We start from the raw sequence: 4,409 nt of genomic DNA on the forward strand, positions 1-4,409 counted from the left end.
TGCAGCGGTCCGAAGGTAAAAATACCCAAACTTAAAATATAAAGTTGCTTATCTAGATCTAGGCTAACAATTGCGAGGGTGAAAATGGAACCAATCGCCATCCATATAATCGCACCAGTTTGATATTGTTTGGCTGTACGCGTATTGACGTTAGTGTCTTGTGCGTCAGTGGTGTCTTGTTGATGAAATTCAGCCAGTTGCTCTGGAGAGTATTCTTTAGTTGAAATAATGGTCCAACCCACGGCCAACATTAGTACCGCGCCACCAAAGTAAAATGCATAGCGTACAGAGTCGGCAATTTCGCCGGCTGGGGCGGTATTTTCGACATCAAATACATTGGTTAAAATATATGGCAAGGCAGATGCCACCACCGCACCAATACCAATGAAAAAGCTCTGCATTGCATAGCCTTGGGTACGCTGGTTTTTGGGAAGATTATCGCCGACAAAAGCACGAAACGGTTCCATGGCGATATTGATTGAGGCATCCATAATCCACAACATACCTGCAGCAATCCATAACGTAGGTGAATGCGGCATGATAAATAGCGACAAGGTGGTTAATACTGCACCAATTAAAAAATAGGGGCGACGACGGCCAAGGCTATTCCAAGTATTGTCACTTAAGTAACCAATAATAGGTTGTACAATGAGACCCGTGAGCGGTGCGGCAATCCATAAAATGGGAATGTCATCAATGGATGCTCCTAAGGTTTGAAAGATACGGCTGACATTGGCGTTTTGCAGTGCGAAACCAAATTGGATCCCCAAAAAGCCAAAACACATATTGAAGATTTGCCAAAAATTAAGCTGCGGTTGTTGGGTGACGTTTTTATGATTATTGTCAGACATGTGACATCCTTTTTGGTAAGTCGTTGTGCTTACTTCTTGTAATTTTACTGCTTATGTCGAATTCGATGATAACCATTGAGATGGTTACGCTAAATATTAATAGTTAAAAAAATGGCGAATACGCATCTCCCTAAGACGGGTATTCGCCAAGACCTTCGCTTTATCCATTAGCGACTTTCGTCAAATAATCAATGGATTAAGTTAATCAAGGTACTCTAAAACTGATGGTCTCCATGGCTGAAGACACACCAGAAACGACCTAAACCATTCCATCCTGCAATTAGAAACGAAACAGCATGTTTTATAGTATCCTCGAGCTTGTTCTTGGTACAACTGACTACATACGTATTCATGCTTTGTTAGTAACCGAATACGAACACTTATGTAACATTCCAGTGTTACAAGGCTTTAAAACGAATCGCGGTACCCCCACTGGCTGCTAAGTTCAGTGTCATCGCGTCATTTGCAGTAATGATTTTGGTTTCAATCACGTAATCATATGGATTAGTTAACCAATCAGCTTTATCACCGTCACGATAAATTTCGGCCTGGTAGCGTTTCCCCTGCGTGAGGAAGTCTAATTTTAACGTCAATTTTCGTGAATCTTCATCAGTTAATGCGCCTAGATACCAGTCTTCAGCCCCGCGCTGTTTTCTTGCAAAGGCAACATAGTCACCAATTTCACCCGCAAGGGCGATACTGTCGCTCCAATCTGTCGGTACATCTTGAATAAACTGAAAAACATCAAGACGTTGCACATAGTTACGCGGTAAGTCTGCAGCCATTTGAATCGGGCTGTACAACACAACATATAAGGCTAATTGCTTAGTGAGTGTGGTTTTTACGCGGTTAACCGCATCTAGACCTTCAGGCGCTAAATTAAAGATCCCAGGGGTGAAGTCCATCGGCCCAGCCAGCATACGGGTATAAGGTAGAATTGCCGTATGTTCTGGAGTATTAGGTGGGCTTCCCCATGCATTAAACTCTTGGCCTCGAGCGCCTTCGCGTGCTATCCAATTTGGGTAAGTACGACGTAAACCGGTATCTTTAATCGGCTCGTGAGTATTAATGCTAATGCCACGTTTTGCGGCTTCGGTAACGCTACGTAGATATTCGTTAACCATAAATTGGCCGTCGTGCCATTCATGGCGCACTATACCATTTTCATCAACGCGCTTAATGTCACCACCGTCTGCTACGTAACCAGTTTTAACTTGAGTCACGCCATGTTTTTGATATAAATCATAAGCATCACTCATTTGATTTCGGTAATTAGTGACTGAACCAGAGGTTTCATGATGACCAATTAAACGGACATTTTTACTGTGTCCATATTGAGTTATCTCATCGATGTCAAAATCAGGATAAGCTTTAGTAAAGCTAAACACGTCGCCGTTATCGAACCAACTTCCATCCCAGCCTTCATTCCAACCTTCAACCAATACTCCATCAAACCCATATTGGGCGGCAAAGTCCATATAACGCTTGGTTTCGCTGGTGGTTGCGCCATGCTTAGGACCGCTACCCCAAGTATTTTCATTGAGGTGCATACCCCACCAAATGCCGACGTATTTACCTGGTTGCACCCAAGACACATCACCTAATTTATTGGGTTCATTAAGATTAAGGATCAGGTCTGAGTTAAGTAAACCTGGGGCATCTTTAGCAATTTGAATCGTACGCCAAGGTGTTGAAAAGCCAGGTTGAGTCTTCACTCGAATACCGTCCGACCATGGCGTTAAATCAGCACGTAGAATACCGTCACGCCCTTGATTAAGCACCATTGTGGCATAATCGGTGAGGGCGGCTTCATGGATGCTTAAATGCACGCCATCAGCCGTTCTAAAAGTCATAGGTGTGTGGGCTCGGTCGATTTTATCAAGTGAGGTTGTACGGTATAAATATTCGTATCGGTTCCAGCCGCGCCCGGGGATCCACCATGCGGTTGTGTGTTGTGGGTCTGGGATGGCAAATTCAGTTAATTCATCGGTAATATCAAGTTTCGGTGTGTTAGCCAGCCCGGTTTGTTTTGGCACCAGGTAACGAAAGCCAATACCGTCATTAAACGCTTTAAATTCGATATCGAAGTCAATTTTGCCGTTACTCAGGGTGGCGACCACGCGGTTGTAATGATCGCGGATATTTTCACGCTCCCCCCAAGGTTGCTGCCATGTTTGGTCTACGTTGCTGTTAGTCACATGCTTAATGTTGAAATCAGTACCTAATTCACCTAACTGTTGAAATACCAACCCTAATTTACTTGGATTAATAACAATATTGTCATTAAATTTTACTTGGTATTCAGGACGGCCATTATCATCAGTCAAACTGATATTGATATGTTTGTCTGGGGATTCGACGTTGACGGTTTTAGCTTGAGCGAGACTGGGAATGGTGGTTAGCGCGACAGCACAAGCTACTGCGATAACATTAAGTGCAAAGTGTGACTGTGTGGATAGCGGATTTGCACCGTTAAATAAAACGCGCGCCATAGTATGTCCTTGTTGATTATTATTTTATCTTTAGAACAAGTAATATAAGGCGTTGTTCGTTTATACAGCAAAGATTTGCATACGTATTCAGTGTGCCAAGCAAGTGTTTGAAGTGAAATTACGCAACAATTTTATTACCCCACGAACAATGATTGGCTCAGGGTTGATTACTTGACTCTGACATTAATTCAGCGGTGAGCTAAAATTTAAGTATGAACCTTATAACCAATTCGTAGCTAGAAATTGTGACTATTGGCATGATCCGCTCTGCTCGAACTACAACATTACGTATTTGGACATTTTCAATGAAATTAAAAATAGCGCATAATTGTGTTTAATGAATGGCGAAAAGTATTAATTTTCACATTTTAGTTGGTTTATCTCTTGGGGATATTAAATTTATTAGCGTTATTTTTAGTGCGTATGGTTATGATGGGAAAAGGCTCTTAGTATTAACTAAGAGCCTTGATTTCTATAATTCTTTTTCTACAACTTTTTGAATGTTAGATGCGCGATCATCTATTTGTTCAACATTGGTAACTGGAGAGTGGTTTAAAGTTAGAACACCATTTTTAAACTCTGCAAATTTATCACTTCTGTGATTATCACTATAGTTTTGAATCACGACTTTTTTCAAAGACTCTTTAATAATGTCTCTAGCAAAATCTTCTGAACACATTTCTTTAAATGCTTTTGCTAGAGGATGAAAGTAAACTTTAGGCCAACATTCATCATATAGGTGGCTGTAACCATCAACTTCTAATGTTGACCAGTTTACTTCAATTTCAAACTCAAAGCCTGAGTCTTTAAATATTTTTTCCTTCAAAGATCCTAATCTGTTACTTTCAAACTCTTTTGTTGCACGTCTTTCTGCTAAACCCATGGGTAATCTCCATATAAATAATAAGTGTTGAACATGTTATAAAAGTTTTTCTAACTTTCTTTTTATCAAAGAATGATAATCGTTAGGTAGTTTCTGAGCGAAACAATGTTTTAAGACAATTCGGTTAGAGTCCTTTAACATAAAGAAATTGTTACTATCAATATTAATGAATTCAAATTCCTC

The 4,409-nt window shown here is 40.7% G+C and carries 3 protein-coding genes; all 3 read right to left on the reverse strand.

Features of this window, described 5'->3' with window-relative positions:
- Window positions 1-851, reverse strand: an 851-nt coding sequence (locus H5202_RS18285) for an MFS transporter (RefSeq protein ID WP_182773330.1), incomplete at its 3' end; no start/stop codon positions are given.
- A 398-nt stretch (window positions 852-1,249) separates the two neighbouring features.
- The gene (locus tag H5202_RS18290; RefSeq protein ID WP_182773331.1) at window positions 1,250-3,343 is read right to left on the reverse strand and encodes a glycoside hydrolase family 97 protein; all 2,094 of its coding nucleotides are present in this window, start codon (window positions 3,341-3,343) and stop codon (window positions 1,250-1,252) included.
- Between the two features lie 472 nt (window positions 3,344-3,815).
- A complete protein-coding gene (locus H5202_RS18295; RefSeq protein ID WP_182773332.1) occupies window positions 3,816-4,226 on the reverse strand; it encodes a hypothetical protein in 411 nt (136 codons plus the stop codon).
- Between the last annotated feature and the right edge of the window lie 183 nt (window positions 4,227-4,409).

This window comes from Shewanella sp. SG41-4 (assembly GCF_014164505.1).
Lineage (GTDB): Bacteria > Pseudomonadota > Gammaproteobacteria > Enterobacterales > Shewanellaceae > Shewanella.

Coding starts and splice junctions, on each gene's coding strand:
- H5202_RS18290 (WP_182773331.1), bottom strand. CDS start 3,343: ATGGCGCGCGTTTTATTTAACGGTGCAAATCCGCTATCCACACAGTCA.
- H5202_RS18295 (WP_182773332.1), bottom strand. CDS start 4,226: ATGGGTTTAGCAGAAAGACGTGCAACAAAAGAGTTTGAAAGTAACAGA.